Below are 20407 nucleotides of genomic sequence, written 5' to 3' on the forward strand. Positions count from 1 at the left end.
CAGCAAGCGTTCCGGACGCGCGCCACGGCTGCGCGGTAGACGACGCCTGTCTTCAGATCGCCGTCGAGACGGCAGTGGCTAGTTGGTGCAGATTGGCATCTGCCGATGGGCCGACGACAACGTAGGACGCCCCGGCCTTCTGCCAGGAAATCATCGCGATGTCGTCGCGCATGCTTTCCGTCATCTTTCCGTCGGTGGCGCCGGGCTTGCTCTTCAGAAAACAGATCGCGAAGACGTCGCCATCCTCGTTCTTGTACATCAGTTGCGCCACCGGTTTGCCGGCAGCGACCAGCAGGCGGGCGCCTTCGAAGGTCAGGCCGCTAGCGCTGAGGTTCGGCAGCGAGAAATTGACGCCGACGCTCGAGGTCAGCCAGCTCTCGATCTTGCCATCGCCGGAGGCTCGAACTTCCACCAGATGTTCCGCCGTCTGGCGGGAATAGATGCGGTGATAATCGGCGATATCGTCGAGCCAGGTGCGAGCGGCTGCCATGTTCACTGGCTGCGCACCGTCATTGCCGGTCTTGCCGATGATGAAACCGGTCGAGCCGCCGATCAGCAGCAATGCGACGGAGGCAGCCAGTGCCCGCGGCCACAGCCGCAGCCTTGCCTGGCGCGGTGCGGCGGTAACGACGCGTTCGGACTTGGGATTGACGCCCGGCCCCTGCTTGATCCGGCGCACCAGCGACAATGGGACAGGATCGTGTAAAAATTCCTCGAACGCCTTGTTGCCGAAGGAATTTCCGGCCTGCAGCATCTCAAGTATCCGCCGCGCCTCGTCGTCGCGCGCCACCAGTTGCTCCAGTTCCTTGCGTTCCGCTTCGTTGACTTCGCCGTCGATATAGGCCGACAGGCGAACGTCGAGCGGGAGCCCTTTCGTGTTTTGCAACGTTCAGGCCCTCCTTTCCGTCGTCTCTGTAATCATTGCGGCCAGACGCATGCGTGCGGTCGAAAGCCTGCTCATCACCGTGCCGATCGGTATTTTCAGGATATCGGCGGCTTCCCGGTAGCTGTGCCCCTCGACATTGACCAAAAGGAAAACGCTGGCCAGCCCTTCCGGCATGGAGAGGATCATCTTCTGCAGCTGATTGGCATAGACGGCCTTTTCGCCGGATGCTTCGATCGAAAGTTCATCCTGCTCGGAGGCATCGACCGTGCCGCTGCCGGTGCGCACCCGGCGCTTTCTGATTTCGTCGATCCAAAGGTTGCGTGTCATCGCGTATATCCAGCTCTCAAGCCGTCCTTCACCGTTCCATAGGTGGTTACGGGTGATCGCACGCTCGCAAACCTCCTGAACCAGGTCATCGGCATCGGCTGCATTGCGCGTCAGTGTCATTGCGAAACGGCGCAACTTGGGCAGAACACTGACCAGGTCCCGTCTGAATTCGTTCGAGTCTGCCGCTGGACGCATTGCTCTTCCAAAGAAACGTTCCGGATCGCGATTTTATTCGTCCGGTCGATATTCACGCCGTTTGATATGAAACATTTGACCCATGGTCTGCAAGTCGGCAGCCGGGTGGAAGCACATATTTTGCAGCTTCAGGCGTTTTCTCAAGAGCAAATGACAGACCGGGCTACGCGCAAGGCGAGCCCGGTCTGGTCGTCATCAATAGTGGCGGACGCCACCCAGCGATTCGAGCAGTGCACGATAGGCCCAGCTGTTTTCGCCGCCGCGGTCGCGGATCTCGATCAGCTGCGCTTTCGCTTCCTCGACCTTGCCCTGTTCGAGAAGCGCCTGGCCCATGTAGGACCGCGCAAGGATGTAGTTTTCATCCGCCTGCAAGGCACGCTTGTAGTAGCTCATGCCGAGTTCCATGCGTCCGGCCTTGCGGTTGGAATAGCCGCGATAGTTGAGGATGCGGGCGCTGTTCTGGTCCTTGACGGCGTCGAGGACGCGAAGCGAATTTTCGTACTGGCCGGCATAGGCCAGTTCGCGGGCCGCCTTGAACAGGATGTCGTCGTCAAGCCCGCTCTTCTTGGCATCGACGCATTCTTTCTTGTTCTTGTCCCAGATTTTCCCCTGCTTGCACTCGGTGGAGGTCTTGGTCTTTTCCGGCGGACTGGTCGTGTCCTCGCCAGCTGCCCAGGCCGCCTGGCCAGGCGCGAAGAAAGAGGCGGCTGAGAACAAGGCAATTATTGCGGTCTTGCTGTGGATCATGGTCATCTCCCTGGCTGAAACTGAGATCGGCAAGCCGGATTTCGCTCTCGACTTGCGGTCAACGCTATAGGACGGATGGCGAGCGCCGATTATTTCCGGAGCATAGCGTTTTTTCCTTCCTTGGCGAGTTATACCAAGTCTCGTTCGTCTAGAGCCGCGTGGTTTCCACCAGCGTCACCGAGCGGCCGTCCATCGTCAGTTCGAAGCGTTCGCGGATCACGTTCCACTGTCCCGGGCTGCCGGAGATAAAAAACAGGTTGAAGCCGGCTGGCGGCTTTTTGCCGCCGCGCCCCTGCGACGCCGATGCGATGCCGATGACAGGGACCGGTTTGACCTGGCCTTTGAGCGAATAGACCGTGTTCAGGTGCGTATGCCCGTGCAGCACCAGTTCGGCGCCGCCGGCGGAAATCGTCGCAGCAAACCGGCGGATGCCGAGCATGCGCTTGTGCAGCGATGTCGCGCCCCGGATCGGCGGGTGGTGGATCATCACCACCCGGAACAGGCCAGCTTCGCCCGCAGCACGCAAAAGGTTGACGGTCTCGCGCGCCTGACGGCTGCCGAAATAGCCGCTGGCGGCAAAGGGAGGCGTGGCAACCGCAGTCGAGCAGCCGATCAGCGCCACTGGGCCGCGCACCCTCAGATACGGATAGCAGTGGAAATCCCCGTTCCATTCCGCCGGACCGTGCTCGCCGCGCATATAGGGATACCAGGCCCGGGTAGTCTTTTCATAGGCGCCCGGCACATAGGCATCGTGATTGCCAGGGACGATGGAGATGTTCTCCGGCTCGCCGGCCTCGTGCAGCCACTCGGTCATGATCTCGATTTCACGCGAGGAGGCGAGGTTGACGAGATCGCCGGTGATCGCCAGATGATCCGGATCGATCCGCTCGATTTCGTCCATCAGCAGGTTCAGCGTATTGCCGACCAGGTGATTACGCCGGTTGCGGTGCCAGTTGACGAAGCCGGTAATGCGTTTTGATGCAAGTTCGCGGAAGGAAAGGTCGGGCAGGGGGCCGAGATGAATGTCGGAAATATGGGCGAGTTTGAACATCCTTCGTACCTAGAGCACTTTATCTTTAAACGAAAGCATTCTGCCGGAAGGAATCTCGGCCAGAACCAAGGCGGTTGGCGAAGAGCGCAGCAGAAGCTGCGGTCGAGACGGCAGCCGCCGGTCATGGCCGAAATTCATCCGGCCCTTCGGGTTGGCTGAAAACGGCCGCCCACTGTGTCGGATGGCTTGACCGATGGATCGGATCGCTCGGCGCCATCCTTCGTGTGGAACGGCCGTTTTGAGCCAACAGAATCGCTTCCGTTTAAAGATAAAGTGCTCTAGCGCATATTCCTGAAAAGGGGGATCATTCCAGACGCTTTATCCTCGGCGTGACAATGACGAAAGGAACCGGATCGGCATGAGCGGAGCGCCGCCGGAAATGCGCAGCTGGAGAGCAAGGCTGATCACCCGTGTGGTTCACAGCTATTTTGCCTTCGCACGCGGCATGACGATGGGCGTCCGCGCCGCCTGTTTCGATGCGGAAGGCCGCGTTTTTCTCGTCAGGCACTCCTACGTGCCAGGATGGCATATGCCGGGCGGCGGACTGGAGCGGCACGAGACGGCTTTCCAGGCGCTGGTCAAGGAATTGCGCGAGGAAGGAAATCTGGAAATGAGCGGTCCGCCCGAGCTTTTCCACGTCTATTTCAACCGGCAGACCAGCAAGCGCGATCATGTGATCTTCTATCGCTGCCGCAATGTCCGGCAGGTTTCACCGAAGAAACCGGATATGGAAATCGCCGAGAGCGGCTTCTTTCCGCTGGATGCCCTGCCGGCGGAGACGACGCCTGCCACACGCCGGCGCCTGGCGGAACTCTCAGGAAGCGCTCCGCCAGCCGATTTCTGGTAGGTCAGGCTGCAAGCTCTTCGCGGCCATGTGGCGTGTCAAGATTAAGCACCGGCCCGACAGGCACGACACCAGTCGGATTGATCATCGTATGGCTGCGGTAATAGTGCTCCTTGATGTGGCGCATGTTGACGGTCTCGGCGACACCGGCCACCTGATAGAGATCCTGCAGGTAGCCCTGCAGGTTGGGATAGTCGGCGATGCGGCGGATGTTGCATTTGAAATGGCCGACATAGACCGGATCGAAGCGCACCAGCGTCGTGAACAGCCGCCAGTCGGCCTCGGTGATCCGCTCACCGGTCAGATATCGCCGCGTTGACAGGCGCTGCTCCAGTTCGTCCAGTACCTCGAACAGCGCCGTGACGCTTTCCGCGTAGGCGTCCTGGGCCGTGGCAAACCCCGCCTTGTAGACGCCATTGTTGACGGCGCTGTAGATGCGCTCGTTGAGGCCGTCGATTTCCGATCGCAGGTCTTGCGGATAGAAATCATCGTTCGAGCCCGTCAAGCCATCGAAGGCGGAGTTGAACATGCGGATGATTTCCGAGGATTCGTTGGAAACCATCTTGTTCTGCTGCTTGTCCCAGAGCACCGGTACGGTGACGCGTCCGGAATAATGCGGATCGGCCTTCACATAGACCTGCGAGAGCGCTTGCGCGCCGAACAGGTGATCGACCGTGCCGCCGATCTCGTTCTTGAACTCCCAGCCCTTCGACAGCATCAGCGGATCGACGATCGAGACGGTGATCAGGTCTTCAAGCCTCTTCAACTTGCGGAAGATGAGCGTGCGGTGTGCCCACGGGCAGGCGAGCGATACGTAGAGGTGGTAGCGCCCGGCCTCGGCCTTGAAACCGCCTTCGCCGGATGGGCCGGCCGAGCCGTCGGCGGTAATCCAGTTGCGGAACTGCGATGCCGCCCGCTTGAAATGTCCCTTGGTTTCCTTGGTATCGTACCAGACGTCCTGCCAGACGCCGTCAACCAGCATGCCCATCGTCGATCTCCTGGCGGCCGGAGCGCCGCTTGCTTGTGAATTCGTAACCCATAGATAACCCATGAAATCACCGCATATAGTCCGCAAAAGCTGAACAGTGCGTTTTAGGCTTTGACGCGGCGCATTTTTCTGCTATCCGGCCATGCAGAATTTTTCTGAACACGGATCAAAGTTGATGTTTTTCCCGGGAAGCCCACGACGACGCTGATGCTGCAAACGCCCCTGAGGGCGAAGCCATCATATTTTTGTCTCGTAGGCCCGGTTTCCCGATGTTCATGAAAAAGCACGATCTCGTCTATCTCACTGAAGACGCTTCCCACGACGCAGCCATCGAAATCATCAATGAAGAAGCGTTCGGCCCCGGCCGGTTTGCGCGCGCCGCAGCCCGTATCCGCGAGCAGGGTCCGCACGATCTGTCCTTGTCCTTCGTCTGCACTGATGACGGCGAGACGATTGCCTCTGTGCGGATGACGCCGGTTCTGGCCGGCTCGATCAAGGGCCACCTGCTCGGGCCGTTGGCTGTCCGTCCGTCGCACAAGAACCGTGGCATCGGCCGGGAACTGGTCCGTATTGCTGTCGAGGCCGCACGGCGCAAGGGTTCCGAGTGCGTCATCCTCGTTGGCGATCCGCCCTATTACCAGCCCCTCGGTTTCGAAAAAGTCGCCTATGGCGCTCTGACCTTTCCCGGCCCGGTCGATCCGAACCGTGTTCTGGTCGTGCCGATGGCCGAAGATGTCCATGCCGGGTTAAAGGGCGATATCCACTGGCGGGGGTGATTTTCACGCCAGGGATTGGCGGCGGATAACGCCGCCAGCTTCCCAATTCGGCCACAGTGACTGCGAATATGCCGGCCATCGAAACCGGGATATTTTCAATGCGTCTCCTGCCGGCCTTTTTCGCATCGCTTCTCCTTGCCACATCGGCGTCCGCTGCCGATCTCATTCACTTCTGGGACAAGCCGCAGCATGGCGGCAACAGCTTCAACCGGCTGCCGCCAGACCAGGCCTACTTCGATGCGCTGAAAGGCTATGGGGCCAGCTGGGTGCGGCTGTCCTACGACAAGTGGAAACCGGCCAAACGCGATTTCCTGATCGGTGACGCGGACAAATACGAAGGCATTCCGGCAGGCGATCTGGCGACGTTGAAGTCCACGCTCGACCGCGCCGACAAGGCCGGTCTGAAGGTGGTGATCACACCATTGTCGCTGCCTGGCATGCGCTGGGCCCAGAACAACGGCAACACGTTCGATGGCCGCATCTGGCAGGACAAGGCCTGGTGGACGCAGGCCGCCGCCTTCTGGAAAGATCTGGCGCTGGCGCTGAAGGATCACCCGGGCGTTGCCGCCTACAACATCATCAACGAACCGGCGCCGGAAAAGAACAACGGCGTCGCCGAGCATGGCGGCACCGACGCAATGAAGGCCTGGTATGCCAAGCAGGCCGATACCGCGCGCGACCTGCCTGCCTTCTACGATACGGTGATCAAGGCCATCCGCGAGGTCGATCCATCGACCCCGGTCATGGCCGATGCCGGCTGGTATGCGGCTGCCGATGCTTTCAGCTACTGGCCGAAACCGCTCGCCGACGGCAAGGTACTCTACAGCTTTCACATGTACGAACCCTATGCCGCGACAAGTGCACCGAACATGAAGCGTGAAAAACCCTATGCCTATCCGGGCAAGGTGCCGTTTGGCGAGGTCGATGAGACCTGGAACGGTGAGCGCGTCGCCGCCTACCTGAAACAGCCGGTCGACTGGGCTGACAGTCACAACATACCGCGCAACCGCATGGTCGCGGGTGAGTTCGGCTGCATGCGCCGCTGGACGGGCTGCAAGACCTATCTCGAGGATGTGCTGACCTCGCTCGACGACAACAAGCTGCACTGGGCCTTCTACAGTTTTCGCGAGGACAGCTGGGATGGCATGGACTACGAGCTCGGCTCGCAGAAGGTCCATTGGACATATTGGGACGCCATCGACGAGGACAAGCCTGATCCGGTGGAGCGTAAACCGGGACCGGAATTCGATCCGATCCGGAAAAGGCTGTAAGCTACAGTTTTTCCATCAGATTTTGCGTGCTTGATCGCGTGTTGCCAACTCTCCCGTCATTCCTGGGACAGGCACTGGAATGACGGGGACGATGGATGCCCTTGAAAGGGGAACAACAACAGCCAAGGCGATCGGCACCCCCTACCGTCCCTCGCGATGCCAGGTGGCCGAGAGCATGAACAGCAGGGCAGCCAGGCCGAGAAAGCCGGCAAACAGCGACAGTGAATTGATGCCCTTCAGCACGGTTTCGTCGGTCATGCGCAGCGACAGGCGATGGTCATCGGCAACGCGGACCGCGCCGCGCACCGGCAGGATCGGCGGCAGGTCCACGGGGCCATCGGTGTTGGCAAGGCGCTGCACCAGTCCCTTGGTCTTTTCCGCCCAGGGGGCAAGCGTCCCGGTGGTCGAGATCGTTGCCTTGAATTCAGGTGCATCGACGCTGCCGACATGCACCAGCGTGTTGAGTTCGCCGTTGGTAATCTCGAAAAGACCTGTCTCGTCGGTGCGCACGCTGGCCTTATAGAGGCCGGGCTCGCCTTCCTTGAGGGCAATTTCCTGGGTCTTTCCGGACGGAGACGTCAGAACCGCAGGGCCCGGATCGCTTGCGATGGTCTGCCGTGCAATCTCGAGCGTGCGGCCGCTGGCATGCGCCGTCAGCGCCTCTTCCTCCAGCGCCGGTTCCTGCATCAGCCAATGAGCCGTTCGCCGGTAGAGCGAAATGCTCGGGCCGCCGCCTTCGAAGCCGCGCGCCCAGAGCCAGCCCTGGTCGGAGAGCAGCATGGCGACGCGGCCCTTGCCGACGCGGTTCAAGACCAGCAGCGGCTTGCCGTCGGCCGCCTGCATCACGGTCTGGCCGAGCGGCTTGTCGACATCGACGGTGCGGAACCAGCGTCCCCAATGCGGCGGTTCGCTGTCGGCGCCTTCGAGCCCCCGGGTAACCGGATGTTTCCTGCCCTCGTCGGAAAGGCGCGGATAAAAGGCCTTCTCGTTCATGAAGCCGGTCGGGTTTGCAGGTAGCACCGCCGACAGCGGCGTCGTCGCGATCGAATCGTTGCCGGCATGTTCGGGCCCTGCGGCAATCAAGAGCGCGCCGCCGTTTTCGACGTATTGGGCGATATTGTCATAGTAGAGGATCGGCAGCACGCCACGGTGCTGGTAGCGATCGAAAATGATCAGGTCGAATTCCTTGATCTTTTCGACAAACAGTTCGCGGGTCGGAAAGGCGATCAGCGACAATTCGTTGATCGGCGTGCCGTCCTGCTTTTCCGGCGGCCGCAGAATGGTGAAATGCACGAGATCGACAGCGGCATCGGACTTCAAGAGGTTGCGCCAGGCCCGTTCGCCGGCATGCGGCTCGCCCGAAACCAGAAGCACACGCAGGTTTTCGCGGATGCCGTCGATGACATGGACGGCGCGGTTGTTGGCCTCCGTCACTTCGCCGGCAACCGGGGCGACGGCAAATTCGAGAATGTTGTTGCCGCCGCGCGGCACGGTGAAGGCAAAGGGCACATCGGTGCCGGGCTCAGCCATTTCGGTGGCGATCTTGTTGCCATTGAGGCTGATGGTCACTTCCGCCGTACCGCCGGGTGCCTTGCCATCATCGGCGACGCGAAACGTCACCTTCTGTTCCTCGCCGACAATGCCGAAGCGTGGGCCGCTGACGATCTCGACGCGGCGGTCGAACTCGTCCGGCTTGCCGGTGATCAGCCCGTGCACCGGCGCATCGAAGCCCAGCGGCTGGCTGATGTCGGGAACATCGTGGATCTGGCCGTCGGTGATAAAAATCGCGCCGCCGACGCGGGCGGGCGGTACATCGGCCAGTGCCGTCTGAAGGGCCGTAAAGAGCTTCGTCGAGGGCGCTTCGGTATTGTCGTCATCGGCGGCTTCGACGATGCGCGCCTCGATCTGCGGGAACTTGGCCAGCCGCTGCTTGAGCGTTGCCAAGGCCGCATCGGTCATGGCGCGGCGCCCGGCATTGTCCTGGCTCTGGCTGCGGTCGACAACGACGCCGACGATGGTGGAGAGCGGCTCGCGCTCTTCCTGGAAAAACACCGGGTTGGCGACGGCAAGGCACGAGGCTGCGAGTGCTGCGGTCCGGAAGGTGGCGCCGCGCACGCCGCGCCAGAAGCCGAGCATCGACAACAGCACCGCGGCAAGCGTAAGCACAGCGATGAAAGGCCAGGGGAGCAGAGGCTGGAAATCGAGTGTCATCCGCACGCCCTCACTGGCCAAGCCGTTCGAGCAGGGCAGGGATATGCACCTGGTCGGCCTTGTAGTTGCCGGTCAGCATATACATCATGATGTTGACGCCGGAGCGGAAGGCCAGTTCGCGCTGCTGCTCGTCCGGCGGCACGGTCGGCAGAAGCGGCATGCCATTGCCGTCGATCGCCCAGGCGCCGGCAAAATCATTGCCGGTGATCATGATCGGCGAGACGCCATCGCCCGTACGCGCCGGCCTGCCGGTCGGCTGCGAGCCGTTGTCCGGCTGCGCCTCGATCCACAGTGGGCTGCCATTGTAACGGCCGGGGAAACTCGACAGCAGATAGAAGGACTTGGTCAGCACGTTATCGGTCGGTACCGGTTCCAGCGGCGGAATGTCGAGATCGGCAAGGATCGTCTGCAGCCGTTCCGCATTCGGGCTGGTGCCGGAGCCGGACGACAGCGAGGAAAACTGGTCGCGTGTATCAAACAAAACGGTGCCGCCCGACCGCATATAGGCATCGATCCGGCTGATCGCCTGCGGGCTCGGCATCGGCGCATTGGCGGATACCGGCCAGTAGATCAGCGAATAGAACGACAGTTCGTCCGCGGCGATATCGAGGCCGATCGGCGGGCCGGGTTCGAGCGTCGTGCGGTAGGTCAGGAAATCGGTGAGGCCTGCCAGACCGCGCTCCGACAGGCGGTCGACATCGGTTTCGCCGGTGATGACATAGGCAAGATGGGTCTTGTCCAGCTGCCGCAGAATGTTGTCGTCCCCAGGCTTGCTGTCGTCGGCGAGGGATTGACCGGGCATTGCGATCAGCGCGCCGGCTGCAAGCGTCAGGGCAATCATGACTGCCACAGGTATTTTCAGCCGGGCGAAGGCGCCGGCCATGAAGAGGACGACAGCGGAATCGATCAACAGCAGGATGAGGGCTACGGCGAACAGCGATGGTTTCAGCGACCAGGCCTCAGCGCCGATCAGCGGCTCTGCCGTGTAAGGAATAGACAGCCCGCTGGCGTCAATCGGTTTCAACTGGGCGTCGCGGGGCAGGAGGTTCAGTGCAGTAAATCCTTCTTCCGAACCATAGAGACCGGGCGGGTGCTCGGCGCTGGAGACCGGTGCCGTTCCGGCGGCGATTTCAAGCGGCCGCGCCTTGCCGGTCTCGCTGATCAGGATGCCATTGGCATTGAGCAGGCGGTACGGCGCCAGCGTTTGACCCGGTGTTGCCCCGTCGCTTGCCACACCGCCGCTGCGCGACAGTTGCACGCTGCGCCGCAGCATCTCGACGAAATCGCCTGAGATCGGCAGGTTCGACCATGTGGCTTCGGCGCTGACATGGAAGAGGATGATGCGGCCGGCCCCTTGCGTCTTCGTGGTCACCAGCGGCGTTCCATCGGCAAGGCTTGCCCAGGTCCGCGAGGAAAGATCGGCCGTCGGTTCGGCGAGCACCTGGCGCTTGACGAGGATACCTTCAGGCTTGGGCATGCCGGCAAATGGGCTCAGCGCCGGATAGTCGGCAAGCGGCTGCGGTTCAGACCAGGAAAGCGCTCCGCCCAGCGCCCGTTCACCCTGCCGCAGCGTTACCGGCACCAGCGGATCGTCGGCGGGAGCGGCGGCAAGGCGCGGACCGGCAAACCGAACCAGCGTGCCGCCGTTTTCGATCCACTTGGTGATCGGCGCGTAGGTTTCTTCCGGCAGGCGGCCGATATCGGCCATGATCAGCATGGATGGCTTCTGGGCCAGAAGTTCGGGGATCGAAACCGCCATATCGGCTTCGTTCGGCTGGATCAGGTCCGCATAGGGGGCGAGCGCCCGGTTGATATAGTAGAGCGGCGAGAGCAGCGGCTGCGATTGGTCGCGGGCTTCGCCGCTCAGGAGCGCCACGCGGCGGCGGCGGAAACCGTCGTCGAGCAGGAATGTACTGCCGGCGGTTGCTGCGCCATCAATTGCGACGCGGGCAAAATCGTTGCGCAGTTCGAAGGGGGCGGCGAGCGTGCCCTTGGCGAGGCCTTCGCCGGCTGCAAAGACGACCGAACCATTGGCGATCGCCCGGCCGCGCGTGTCGTAGGCGGTGACCGGCAATGTCTGCGCATTGGCCGTGTCGAGGCGGCTTAGGCTGACGACCATCGATTCGGCGTCATTGGCGGAATTGCTGATCGCTACCGCCTGATCGTTGCTGCCTTCGATCAATTTGAAATTTTCCGGCAGGAGCGCGGCAAGCTCAGTCATGACATTTGTGTCACCGGCCTCGATACCATCCGAAAGGAAAGCCAGCGTGCCTGGCGCGGTGCCATTCAGAGCGGTCTTCAGCGCGTTGACGGCAGCAGCCCGATCCGGGCGAAGCGGTTGCGGCTGAGCGGCTGCCAGACGATTGCGTGCGGCTGCGGCCAATCCCGGCACGGCATTGTGTTCCTGATCCGCGGTAAAGACGATTGCGACCGGCAGGTCCCTTTCTTCGGCGTCACCGATCAGGGCGTCTGCCGTCTCGACGCGGCGCTGCCAGTCGGGCGCTGTCGCCCAGCTGTTGTCGATCACCAGAGTCAGCGGGCCGTTGCCGGCAAGCGTGTTGGTCCGCGGATTGAACACCGGATCGGCAATCGCCAGGATGATGGCGGCGGCCATCAGCATGCGCAGCAACGTCAGCCACCACGGGCTTTTCGAGGGCGTCTCCTCGCGTTTCAGGACGCTGGCGAGGATGCGCAGCGGCGGAAACACCTCGGTGACAGGTTTGGGCGGCGTCATGCGCAAAAGCCACCAGATCGCCGGTAACGCAACAAGGGCGGCGAGCATCAGCGGATTGGCGAAGACAAACGGCAGGAAGCTCACAACTGGCCTCCATGGGTGGCGCGTCCGGGCATGCCGGAGAGATACATATGCACGGCGACCAGCGCCTCTGAGGCGAGGTGGTCGGTGCGATGCGGCGTGAACGTCCAGCCGAGATGGCGCAGATTTTCACCGAGGCTGTCGCGCCTTGCGATATAGGCCCGGCGATAGTCGTCGCGGACGATTTCGGCGCGGCCGGCGGTCAGCTTCTCGCCGGTTTCCGGATCGGTAAACTCGGTGCGTCCGGCATAGGGAAAGCTCTCCTCGGCCGGGTCGGCAATCTCGATGACATGGCCACGCAATCCGCGCCGGGCAAGCGGCCCGAGGCGTGCCATGATCTGTTCGGCAGGATCGAGGAAATCGCCGATCAGCACCAGGTCGCTCGCACCGCGGATCATTGCCGTCTGCGGCAGTCCGCCCGAAAGGGGCGTGTGCATCAGCGCTGTTGCCAGCCGTTCGGCAGCGTTGCGGGCCGAAACCGGCTCCATCACGCCAGGGCAGCCGATCCGCTCGCCGGAACGGGCAAGGATTTCGGCCAGCGCCAGCATCAGCACCAGCGCCCGGCTTTCCTTGGAGACCGAGCCGAACTTCGACTTGTACATCATCGAGGGCGACAGGTCGGCCCACAGCCAGATCGTGTGGGCAGCCTCCCATTCCCGGTCGCGCACATAGGTATGATCGTCGCGGGCGGATCGACGCCAGTCGATGCGTGACAGGCTCTCGCCGTCGCTATAGGGCCTGAACTGCCAGAAGTTTTCGCCGATGCCGCGCTTGCGGCGGCCGTGCCAGCCGGAAATCACCGTATTGGCGATGCGCTTTGCCTCGACCATGCAGTCCGGAATCAGCCGGGCACGGCTCTGCGCGCGGGAAAGGACCTCTCCGGACGGTGTTGGCTCGACGATTTGGCCGATGGCAGCCATTCATTATCCCTTGGCTTGCTTGACCAGACTGGTGATGACGTCACGAACCGACATGCCTTCCGCCCGGGCTGCGAATGTCAGCGCCATGCGATGCTGCAGCACCGGTTCGGCAAGCGCCATGATATCATCGATGGATGGCGCGAGCCTGCCGTCATAAAGGGCGCGGGCGCGGGCGCACAGCATCAGCGACTGGCCGGCGCGCGGGCCGGGACCCCAGGCGACGTTCTTGTCGGTGGCGGCATTGCCGTTGCCGGGGCGGGCCGAGCGAACGAGCGACAGAATGGCATCGACCACTTTCTCGCTGACCGGCATCTGGCGGATCAGGTGCTGGATATCCTTGAGCTGGGCGGCATCGATGACGCCGCGCGCTTCGGCTTCATGAATGCCGGTGGTTTCCAGCAGTATCTGCCGTTCGGCGGCAAGTTCGGGATAGCCGACATCGACCTGCATCAGGAAGCGGTCGAGCTGGGCCTCGGGCAGGGGATAGGTGCCTTCCTGCTCCAGCGGGTTCTGTGTCGCCAAGACGTGGAAAGGCTGCGGCAGGTCATTGCGCTGGCCGGCAACGGTGACGTGATATTCCTGCATGGCCTGCAAGAGCGCCGATTGCGTGCGTGGGCTGGCGCGGTTGATTTCGTCGGCCATCAGCAGCTGGGTGAAGATCGGGCCGGGTACGAAGCGGAACGAACGGCGTCCGTTTTCGTCCTGGTCCATGACTTCGGAGCCTAGAATATCTGATGGCATCAGGTCGGGCGTGAACTGGATGCGGCTGGAGTTGAGGCCAAGCACGGTACCGAGCGTCGAGACCAGCTTGGTCTTGGCAAGACCGGGAACGCCGACCAGGAGCGCATGGCCGCCGGACAGGACCGCAAGCAGGGTCTGCTCGACGACGCTTTCCTGGCCGAAGATCACCTTGCCGACTTCCTTGCGGATCAGGGCGATCTCGCCCAGCGCCTTTTCGGCCGCGGCGATGATCGCCTTTTCGTCGACCGCGCCGTCTGTCGTTTTCATCACACCCATTGTCTGTCTCCAGTGGCCGGCAACGGTGCCGAATCGCGAAAAGCGCTCTTTCCGTCTCTGTTTTTCAATCTATGCTCCGCCCGGTGGCTGACAAGACGTGAGCAACGCACTATCTCGTGAGCCAATGCTCGATAAAAAGCAAGAATAGGGCCAAACGGGACGGAACGATGGCGGATGCGGAAATACATCAGACGGGCGATGCAGCAGGACTTGCAGCGCTGATCACCCGCGCGGCCGGGCAGACGAACGGGCAGACCAAGGGTTTGCCGCCCGTCGAGCGGTGGAATCCACCGTTTTGCGGCGATATCGACATGGAAATCCGTGCCGACGGAACCTGGTTCTACATGGGCACGCCGATCGGCCGGCAGCCATTGGTGCGGCTGTTTTCCACGGTCCTGCGCAAGGACGAGGACGGCAAGACCTATCTCGTAACTCCTGTGGAAAAACTGGGCATCCGCATCGCCGATGCGCCTTTCGTCGCCGTCGAAATGAATGTGACCGAACGCGACGGCACGCCGGTCATCACCTTCCGCACCAATGTCGGCGATGTCGTCGAGGCAGGCCCGGACCATGGCCTTCGTTTCGCCGTTCATGGCGAGAACCGCGAATTGAAACCCTATCTGCATGTGCGCGGACGGCTGGAGGCGCTGGTATCGCGCGCCGTGATGTACGATCTGGTGGCGCTCGGTGAGACGATTGATGTCGGCGGCACCCGGATGTTTGCCGTCCGCTCCGGCGGCGTGACATTCGCCATCATGCCGGCGCAAGAACTCGAAGCGCTGTCGGCATGAGCGGGGTCTTGTTTTCAGCGGATGATTTTCGCCGCCGCGCGCTTCAGCAATCCGGCAGTCCGGTCGAGGAGGCCTGGCGGGAACATGGCGATTTTCTGCTCAATCCCGATACCGTGCCTTATCTCGAAACCTTGAAGCTGAAGGACGCCGCCGTTCTCGTGCCGGTGATCGACGATGGCGACGAGGCGCGGGTCATTTTCACCCAGCGGACGGCGACGCTGCGCAAGCATTCCGGCCAGGTTGCCTTTCCCGGCGGCGCCATCGATCCGCAGGACGACACGCCGGAGCGCGCGGCCTTGCGCGAAACCGAGGAGGAAATCGGCCTTGACCGGCGCTTCGTCGAGACGGTCGGCCGGTTGCCCCACTACATGGCCATGTCCGGCTTTCGCATCACGCCGATTCTGGCCGTCGTGCAGCCCGGCTATGACCTTACGCCCAATCCGGACGAGGTGGCCGCCGTCTTCGACGTACCGCTGTCGTTCCTGATGAACCCTGACAATCACGGCCGCGGCCAGGCCACCTGGAAGGGTGCCGAGCGGCATTTTTACAGCATGCCCTATGGCGAGCAACATATCTGGGGCATTACCGCGGGCATCGTCCGCCTGTTGTATGAAAGGCTTTATGCATGACCTCCGTTGCCGCTGAAACATGGTTTTCGGCGCCCGCGCTGACGCGCATCTTTGATCTTCTCAATGCCGATGGCGGCGAAGTTCGTGTGGTCGGCGGCGCGGTGCGCAACAGCCTGATGGGTCTTGCTGTCGCCGATATCGACATGGCCACCACGCTTCTGCCGGACGTGGTGGTTGCGCGTGCCAAATCGGCCGGCATCAAGGCGGTGCCGACCGGGATCGACCACGGTACGGTGACGCTGGTCATCGACGGAAAGCCATACGAAATCACGACCTTGCGCCGCGATGTGGAGACGGACGGCCGCCATGCCGAGGTCGCCTTCGGTACGGATTGGAAGGTCGATGCCGAGCGGCGCGACCTGACGATCAATGCGCTCTATGCCGATGCCAAGGGCGAAGTGATCGATCTGATTGACGGTCTCGCCGACATTGAAAAGCGCAATATCCGCTTCATCGGCAATGCCAGCGAGCGAGTGGCTGAAGACTATTTGCGGGTGCTGCGTTTCTTCCGCTTCTTTGCCCATTACGGCTCCGGCCGGCCGGATGCCGACGGGCTGCGCGCCTGCGCGCAAGCGCGCTCGAAACTGTCGGCCCTGTCGGCGGAGCGGGTCTGGTCGGAGCTGAAGAAACTGCTCTCGGCAAAGGATCCGGGCCGGGCGATGCTCTGGATGCGGACCTCCGGCGTGCTGACGGAAATTCTGCCCGAAAGCGAAAAATGGGGCATCGATGCGATCCCGGGCTTGGTTGCCGCCGAGCAGACCTTTGGATGGCAGCCCGATCCGCTGCTCAGGCTTGCATCGATCGTTCCGCCGGACGCCGAGCGGCTTGATGCCATGGCCAGGCGGCTCAGGCTGTCGAAGGCGGAAGCAGCCTATTTTGCCGCCTGGACCAAGGCACCGCGCCTGCCGGCTGAGATTGCCGATACGGCATTTGACCGGCTGCTTTACCGGAACGGGGCGAAGGGCCTGTCGACGGTGCTTGGGCTGGCGCTCGCCTCATCGCGTCAAAAATCTGAAAACGACCCGGCACATTTGTCCGAGACGGCACGGCTGCAACGGCTGCTGACGCGGGCAGAGAAATGGCAAAAGCCGGTGTTCCCGCTAACCGGTGCCGACGTTTTGGCGACGGGTATTCCCGCCGGGCCGCGTGTCGGCGAAATTCTCGGGCTGCTTGAGGACACATGGGTGGACGGCAATTTCAATGCCGACCGGGCAACGCTGGTTGCCCGGCTTCAATCATTGGTCTGAAGGTCAGAGGTTGAGGATCAGGCGGCCTCGGTCTCATCGACGATACGCGCCTTGATATTGTCGATCATGTTTTCGCGAATGAGCGTTTCTCCATGCGCCGAGCGCATATGTTCCACGACGCGCCGCACGACTTCGGCGTCGTTGTCGGCGTGGGTGTGCCATTCGCAGCCGGGCACGAGGGTCCCGCATTCAAACAATCGCATGATGCTCCTCCTTGCGTTTGCTCATTCCGCCCGAATGGTCGGTTTGCAAGCGGGCGGAATACGCTGAGTATAACTGAAAACGGGCGTCGATGGTTCCGCCGAATGCTCATTCGCGTTCACAATATCAGCCGTGCGGTCAGGACCGATGCCCGTTTTCTGAACGCGACATGGCCTTGAAGCTTCCTTTTCAGGGTCACATTGTCGCCCGATCCGTCCTCAAACCTTAAGCATGGGGCTCGCCCCTTTCTGAAAAGAGCGGTGAAAGCCGTCTTGAGACTGACTTAAGGAAGGATACGCATATGACCATTCGCCACATGCCCGTTGCAGCCCTGACCGCTGCTGCTCTGAGCCTGATCGTCATCAATTCGCCGGCCTTTGCGCAGACAGCTGCCGAACCGCAAGCGACCCAGCCGATGCAGGGCGCAGCGCCTGCCGCCATCACAGACAAGAAGATCGAAGCCTTCGCCGTCGCCTATCTGCAGGTCGACAAGGTGCGCCAGGACTATGCCGCCAAGATTGGCGCCGAAACGGACGCGACGAACAAGCAGAAGCTTCAGAACGAGGCCAACAAGCAGATGATCAATGCGGTCGAAAAATCACCGGACATGTCGCTCGATGAATACAAGTCGATCATCACCGCCGCGCAGACCAACCCGGATGTCGCCAAGAAGGTGCAGGAAAAGCTCAAGACGACTGGAGCTGCCCAATAAGGCTGTGATCGCGGGGCAGGGCGGTCCGGTCCTGCTCCCCATTTCCAGCAAGAAAGCACTATAGAAAACCTGATCTTTGATGCTATGCCTTCGTCTCCCTGAGACGTCCGCAAAGGCATGCCATCCATCATGAGATCTTCTCTTCAGCAGGAACTGATCGATTCAATCCGCAACATTGCTGATTATCCGAAGCCCGGCATCATGTTCCGCGATATCACCACCCTGCTCGGCAATCCGCGTGCTTTCCGCCGGGCGATCGACGAACTCGTGCATCCGTTTGCCGGCACCAGGATCGACAAGGTGGCCGGTGTCGAAGCGCGCGGTTTCATTTTGGGCGGCGCCATGGCGCATCAGATGTCGGCCGGCTTCGTGCCGATCCGCAAGAAAGGCAAGCTGCCGCACGATACGGTGCGCATCGCCTACAGCCTGGAATACGGCGTCGATGAGATGGAAATGCATCGCGACGCCATCAAGCCCGGCGAGAAGGTCATTCTGGTCGATGACCTGATTGCGACCGGTGGCACCGCCGAAGGCGCGACCAAGCTCTTGCAGCAGATGGGGGCCGATATCGTTGCCGCCTGCTTCATCATCGACCTGCCTGAACTCGGCGGCCGCAAGAAAATCGAGGCGCTGGGCGTCAAGGTGCTGACGCTGATCGAGTTCGACGGTCACTGACAAGGCGGGAAAAGACTATGGCTTCGATACGCGATGCGCTCAGCTCTGCGGCTGACGAGGGGATCATCACGGCAGCGCAGGCCGAAATGCTGATGCCGTTTCTGCTCGGCGCGGGTCCCGGTGCGAGCGGCGAAACGCATTCTGCGATCGGTGAGCTTTCTTCGGCCGCTGATGCGCTCGAGGCCGAAGAAAGCGAACAGCCGCGCTTTGTTCGTGGCTTCCACGACATCCTGATCACCATCGGCGTCGTCGTGGCACTGGTTGGGCTCTGGGGTATAGGCAGCCTGTTTGCGGTTCTGCCGGCGATCATTATCCTGGCCGAAATCCTCATCCGCCGCCAGCGGCTGGCGCTTCCGGCCGTGGCGCTGACGGTGGCTCTAGCCCACTGGACCGGCATGTTTGCCCTGCTGGTTGTCGAAATGGCTGCGCCAGATGGCCTCGACACCCTTAGCAACTGGCTTCTGGTGCTGCCGATCTTTGTCGCGGTTCTCTCGGTGTTTTACTGGCGATACCGCGTACCGCTGGCGCTGGCCATAACGCTTCTGGCGCTGTTCCTTTTGGCGATGGACATCGTGCTTGTCTTGCTCACCAGGGCCTTGGGCTCCGCCGAGATCATTGTCGAACATTCCGGGCTGGCAGCGACGGTGTTCCTGATCAGCGCGCTGGGCATCTTTTCAGCGGCGATGTCCTACGACATAGCCGATCCCACGCGCAAAAGCCGTCAATCCGATGTGGCGTTCTGGCTGCATCTCGCAGCCGCTCCGGCGCTGCTCTACGCCATGCTGTCATTCATCTTCCTGCGCAATGTTTCGGGAGACTGGTGGGGAGACGCCACGTCGCCGAGCGATGCCGCGGCGGTGCTGGCGATCGTCGTGGTGTTCATGGCGATCGGCCTGATCATCGACCGGCGCGCCTTCGTCACCTCCGGCCTGCTCTCGCTCGGTCTGGCGATCTGGACGATCCTTCAGCGCGGCGGCGTTGCTTTCACCGATTATTTTTCCGTCACCGTCCTTGCTGTCGGCATCGTTGTGCTGATGATCGGCATTTTCTGGCAGGTGCTGCGGCGGGCGATTGTCTCTATGCTGCCCGCCAGCATCACGTCACGCCTGCATCCGGTTTACCGGGCAGGCCGCTGACGGCAGAGTTTCTCAAGGGAACTCGATTACCTTGCTTTCGAACCGGATGACCGGCTGGCCGTCCTGGTTCTCGCCTTCGCACAGGATGGTGTTGATCCGCCATCCCGGCCGCGATTCCAGATCCTTTGCTGCAACGAAGGTGACGGAGTAGGTGATGGCGTCGCCGGCAAAGACCGGCCGAAGCCAGCGCATGTCGCGAAAGCCCGGCGAGGGGCCAAGCTTGGGGGCAACGATGCCCTCGGCCGCCAGCCGTTTCATTTCCCCCATCCAGTAGGGCACGAAGCATTTCATCCATCCGGCACAGGTATGCCAGCCGGATGCGCAGAGCCCGCCGAACAGCGATTGCCTGGCCAGGTCTGCATCGAGGTGAAACGGCTGCGGATCGAATTTTCCGGCAAAATGGATGATATCCGCGGCGGTAAAGATCACCGTGCCGATGGTTTCGCGCGTGCCTTCGGGGTGCAGGTCCGACAGCTTCATGGCTTTTCTCCTGCCGTTTGTTCTCCCGTCGGTTGGCAGCGGATCATGTTGGCATAGTCGCAGATCGCCACGGTTTCGCCGCGCTGGTTGGTGACGGTCGCTCTGAGCCGCACGATGCCGATCTGTGGCCGCGAGCGCGACACACGCGCCTCGACGACCGTGCAGCTGCCCGACAGGGTATCGCCCGCCAGCACCGCCTTCTTCCATTCCATGCTATCGACGCCGGGAGAGCCTTCCGATGCGGTCTCGTGAATATAGCTGTCGCAGAGCATGCGCATCATCATCGCGCTGGTATGCCAGCCGGAGGCCGCGAGCCCGCCCAAAATGCTGGCCTTGCCGCCTTCCTCGGACAGATGCATCGGCTGCGGATCGAACTCCCACGAAAAGGCGATGACCTCTTCGGCCTTGACCTCGACCGGCGTGAAATCGAACCGTCTGCCGGCCGGAAAATCCTCGAAATGAAGCATGGTCACTGTCCTCCAACCAGG

General features: G+C 61.8%; 21 protein-coding genes. 9 read left to right on the top strand and 12 right to left on the bottom strand.

The features are described 5' to 3' along the window. Window positions 1-52: 52 nt before the first annotated feature. From AC1D17_RS01805 to AC1D17_RS01820, 4 genes are all read right to left on the bottom strand, one after another. The gene (locus AC1D17_RS01805) at window positions 53-886 is read right to left on the bottom strand and encodes an anti-sigma factor family protein (protein WP_477563710.1); all 834 of its coding nucleotides are present in this window, start codon (window positions 884-886) and stop codon (window positions 53-55) included. Between the two features lie 3 nt (window positions 887-889). Beyond that, window positions 890-1408 (bottom strand): RNA polymerase sigma factor, encoded by a 519-nt coding sequence (locus AC1D17_RS01810; protein WP_264223322.1) that lies wholly within the window; start codon window positions 1406-1408, stop codon window positions 890-892. A gap of 195 nt (window positions 1409-1603) precedes the next feature. Continuing rightward, window positions 1604-2161, bottom strand: coding sequence for a tetratricopeptide repeat protein (locus tag AC1D17_RS01815; protein ID WP_477563711.1), 558 nt, complete (start codon window positions 2159-2161; stop codon window positions 1604-1606). A 142-nt stretch (window positions 2162-2303) separates the two neighbouring features. Further along, window positions 2304-3206 carry a metallophosphoesterase family protein gene (locus AC1D17_RS01820; protein WP_477563712.1) on the bottom strand — a complete coding sequence of 301 codons (903 nt, stop codon included), beginning with the start codon at window positions 3204-3206 and terminating at the stop codon, window positions 2304-2306. Window positions 3207-3564: 358 nt separating this feature from the next. On the opposite strand from AC1D17_RS01820, the gene AC1D17_RS01825 reads away from it, so the two are divergent. After that, window positions 3565-4053, top strand: a complete 489-nt coding sequence (locus tag AC1D17_RS01825) for an NUDIX domain-containing protein (protein WP_477563713.1) — start codon at window positions 3565-3567, stop codon at window positions 4051-4053. Window position 4054: 1 nt separating this feature from the next. On the opposite strand, the gene AC1D17_RS01830 is transcribed toward AC1D17_RS01825, so the two are convergent. Then, window positions 4055-5038 (bottom strand): glutathione S-transferase family protein, encoded by a 984-nt coding sequence (locus tag AC1D17_RS01830; RefSeq protein WP_477563714.1) that lies wholly within the window; start codon window positions 5036-5038, stop codon window positions 4055-4057. 275 nt (window positions 5039-5313) lie between these two features. On the opposite strand from AC1D17_RS01830, the gene AC1D17_RS01835 reads away from it, so the two are divergent. Both AC1D17_RS01835 and AC1D17_RS01840 read left to right on the top strand, forming a co-directional pair. Next, window positions 5314-5814 (top strand): GNAT family N-acetyltransferase, encoded by a 501-nt coding sequence (locus tag AC1D17_RS01835; RefSeq protein ID WP_477563859.1) that lies wholly within the window; start codon window positions 5314-5316, stop codon window positions 5812-5814. A gap of 98 nt (window positions 5815-5912) precedes the next feature. Next, the gene (locus AC1D17_RS01840) at window positions 5913-7085 is read left to right on the top strand and encodes a glycoside hydrolase family 5 protein (protein ID WP_477563715.1); all 1173 of its coding nucleotides are present in this window, start codon (window positions 5913-5915) and stop codon (window positions 7083-7085) included. A 141-nt stretch (window positions 7086-7226) separates the two neighbouring features. Here the strand turns inward: AC1D17_RS01840 and AC1D17_RS01845 are convergent, their stop codons facing one another. From AC1D17_RS01845 to AC1D17_RS01860, 4 genes are read right to left on the bottom strand one after another with little or no spacing between them, the layout of a single operon-like run. Beyond that, window positions 7227-9296, bottom strand: a complete 2070-nt coding sequence (locus AC1D17_RS01845; protein WP_477563716.1) for a hypothetical protein — start codon at window positions 9294-9296, stop codon at window positions 7227-7229. Window positions 9297-9306: 10 nt separating this feature from the next. After that, window positions 9307-12114, bottom strand: a complete 2808-nt coding sequence (locus tag AC1D17_RS01850; protein ID WP_477563717.1) for a DUF4159 domain-containing protein — start codon at window positions 12112-12114, stop codon at window positions 9307-9309. Continuing rightward, a complete protein-coding gene (locus AC1D17_RS01855) occupies window positions 12111-13031 on the bottom strand; it encodes a DUF58 domain-containing protein (protein WP_477563718.1) in 921 nt (306 codons plus the stop codon). The genes AC1D17_RS01850 and AC1D17_RS01855 overlap by 4 nt, the downstream gene beginning before the upstream one ends. A gap of 3 nt (window positions 13032-13034) precedes the next feature. Further along, on the bottom strand, window positions 13035-14048 hold the full coding sequence (locus AC1D17_RS01860) for an AAA family ATPase (RefSeq protein ID WP_477563719.1): 1014 nt from the start codon (window positions 14046-14048) through the stop codon (window positions 13035-13037). Window positions 14049-14215: 167 nt separating this feature from the next. Between AC1D17_RS01860 and AC1D17_RS01865 the strand changes: the two genes are divergently transcribed. Genes AC1D17_RS01865 through AC1D17_RS01875 form a run of 3 tightly spaced genes read left to right on the top strand, consistent with a single transcriptional unit; the run spans window position 14216 to window position 16715 of the window. Further along, window positions 14216-14839 (top strand): DUF1285 domain-containing protein, encoded by a 624-nt coding sequence (locus AC1D17_RS01865; protein WP_477563720.1) that lies wholly within the window; start codon window positions 14216-14218, stop codon window positions 14837-14839. Further along, window positions 14836-15468 carry a CoA pyrophosphatase gene (locus AC1D17_RS01870; protein WP_477563721.1) on the top strand — a complete coding sequence of 211 codons (633 nt, stop codon included), beginning with the start codon at window positions 14836-14838 and terminating at the stop codon, window positions 15466-15468. The genes AC1D17_RS01865 and AC1D17_RS01870 overlap by 4 nt, the downstream gene beginning before the upstream one ends. Then, the gene (locus AC1D17_RS01875) at window positions 15465-16715 is read left to right on the top strand and encodes a CCA tRNA nucleotidyltransferase (protein WP_477563722.1); all 1251 of its coding nucleotides are present in this window, start codon (window positions 15465-15467) and stop codon (window positions 16713-16715) included. Before AC1D17_RS01870 ends, AC1D17_RS01875 begins: the two co-directional genes overlap by 4 nt. Window positions 16716-16732: 17 nt before the next feature. Here AC1D17_RS01875 and AC1D17_RS01880 read toward each other — a convergent pair whose 3' ends face one another. Then, the gene (locus tag AC1D17_RS01880) at window positions 16733-16918 is read right to left on the bottom strand and encodes a DUF1059 domain-containing protein (RefSeq protein ID WP_477563723.1); all 186 of its coding nucleotides are present in this window, start codon (window positions 16916-16918) and stop codon (window positions 16733-16735) included. A gap of 299 nt (window positions 16919-17217) precedes the next feature. Here AC1D17_RS01880 and AC1D17_RS01885 point away from each other — a divergent pair, with 299 nt between their 5' ends. The 3 genes from AC1D17_RS01885 (at window position 17218) to AC1D17_RS01895 (ending at window position 19439) form a co-directional block, all read left to right on the top strand. Beyond that, complete coding sequence (locus AC1D17_RS01885) at window positions 17218-17628, top strand: DUF4168 domain-containing protein (protein WP_477563724.1); 411 nt, start codon at window positions 17218-17220, stop codon at window positions 17626-17628. A gap of 129 nt (window positions 17629-17757) precedes the next feature. After that, window positions 17758-18303: an adenine phosphoribosyltransferase gene (locus tag AC1D17_RS01890; RefSeq protein ID WP_477563725.1), complete on the top strand. Its 546-nt coding sequence runs from the start codon at window positions 17758-17760 to the stop codon at window positions 18301-18303. Between the two features lie 17 nt (window positions 18304-18320). Beyond that, window positions 18321-19439 carry a hypothetical protein gene (locus tag AC1D17_RS01895; RefSeq protein ID WP_477563726.1) on the top strand — a complete coding sequence of 373 codons (1119 nt, stop codon included), beginning with the start codon at window positions 18321-18323 and terminating at the stop codon, window positions 19437-19439. Window positions 19440-19451: 12 nt separating this feature from the next. Here the strand turns inward: AC1D17_RS01895 and AC1D17_RS01900 are convergent, their stop codons facing one another. Both AC1D17_RS01900 and AC1D17_RS01905 read right to left on the bottom strand, forming a co-directional pair. Continuing rightward, window positions 19452-19919: a MaoC family dehydratase gene (locus AC1D17_RS01900; protein WP_477563727.1), complete on the bottom strand. Its 468-nt coding sequence runs from the start codon at window positions 19917-19919 to the stop codon at window positions 19452-19454. Further along, on the bottom strand, window positions 19916-20386 hold the full coding sequence (locus tag AC1D17_RS01905) for a MaoC family dehydratase (protein ID WP_477563728.1): 471 nt from the start codon (window positions 20384-20386) through the stop codon (window positions 19916-19918). The genes AC1D17_RS01900 and AC1D17_RS01905 overlap by 4 nt, the downstream gene beginning before the upstream one ends. Window positions 20387-20407 lie beyond the last annotated feature (21 nt).

Source organism: Pararhizobium sp. P1_E7 (assembly GCF_056405855.1).

Bases quoted from the DNA above. Each gene is read 5' to 3' on its own strand.
- AC1D17_RS01870 (WP_477563721.1), top strand. From the start codon at position 14,836: ATGAGCGGGGTCTTGTTTTCAGCGGATGATTTTCGCCGCCGCGCGCTT.
- AC1D17_RS01820 (WP_477563712.1), bottom strand. From the start codon at position 3,206: ATGTTCAAACTCGCCCATATTTCCGACATTCATCTCGGCCCCCTGCCC.
- AC1D17_RS01880 (WP_477563723.1), bottom strand. From the start codon at position 16,918: ATGCGATTGTTTGAATGCGGGACCCTCGTGCCCGGCTGCGAATGGCAC.
- AC1D17_RS01810 (WP_264223322.1), bottom strand. From the start codon at position 1,408: ATGCGTCCAGCGGCAGACTCGAACGAATTCAGACGGGACCTGGTCAGT.
- AC1D17_RS01835 (WP_477563859.1), top strand. From the start codon at position 5,314: ATGAAAAAGCACGATCTCGTCTATCTCACTGAAGACGCTTCCCACGAC.
- AC1D17_RS01895 (WP_477563726.1), top strand. From the start codon at position 18,321: ATGGCTTCGATACGCGATGCGCTCAGCTCTGCGGCTGACGAGGGGATC.
- AC1D17_RS01900 (WP_477563727.1), bottom strand. From the start codon at position 19,919: ATGAAGCTGTCGGACCTGCACCCCGAAGGCACGCGCGAAACCATCGGC.
- AC1D17_RS01845 (WP_477563716.1), bottom strand. From the start codon at position 9,296: ATGACACTCGATTTCCAGCCTCTGCTCCCCTGGCCTTTCATCGCTGTG.
- AC1D17_RS01815 (WP_477563711.1), bottom strand. From the start codon at position 2,161: ATGACCATGATCCACAGCAAGACCGCAATAATTGCCTTGTTCTCAGCC.
- AC1D17_RS01885 (WP_477563724.1), top strand. From the start codon at position 17,218: ATGACCATTCGCCACATGCCCGTTGCAGCCCTGACCGCTGCTGCTCTG.
- AC1D17_RS01825 (WP_477563713.1), top strand. From the start codon at position 3,565: ATGAGCGGAGCGCCGCCGGAAATGCGCAGCTGGAGAGCAAGGCTGATC.
- AC1D17_RS01905 (WP_477563728.1), bottom strand. From the start codon at position 20,386: ATGCTTCATTTCGAGGATTTTCCGGCCGGCAGACGGTTCGATTTCACG.
- AC1D17_RS01875 (WP_477563722.1), top strand. From the start codon at position 15,465: ATGACCTCCGTTGCCGCTGAAACATGGTTTTCGGCGCCCGCGCTGACG.
- AC1D17_RS01865 (WP_477563720.1), top strand. From the start codon at position 14,216: ATGGCGGATGCGGAAATACATCAGACGGGCGATGCAGCAGGACTTGCA.
- AC1D17_RS01860 (WP_477563719.1), bottom strand. From the start codon at position 14,048: ATGGGTGTGATGAAAACGACAGACGGCGCGGTCGACGAAAAGGCGATC.
- AC1D17_RS01855 (WP_477563718.1), bottom strand. From the start codon at position 13,031: ATGGCTGCCATCGGCCAAATCGTCGAGCCAACACCGTCCGGAGAGGTC.
- AC1D17_RS01840 (WP_477563715.1), top strand. From the start codon at position 5,913: ATGCGTCTCCTGCCGGCCTTTTTCGCATCGCTTCTCCTTGCCACATCG.
- AC1D17_RS01830 (WP_477563714.1), bottom strand. From the start codon at position 5,038: ATGGGCATGCTGGTTGACGGCGTCTGGCAGGACGTCTGGTACGATACC.
- AC1D17_RS01890 (WP_477563725.1), top strand. From the start codon at position 17,758: ATGAGATCTTCTCTTCAGCAGGAACTGATCGATTCAATCCGCAACATT.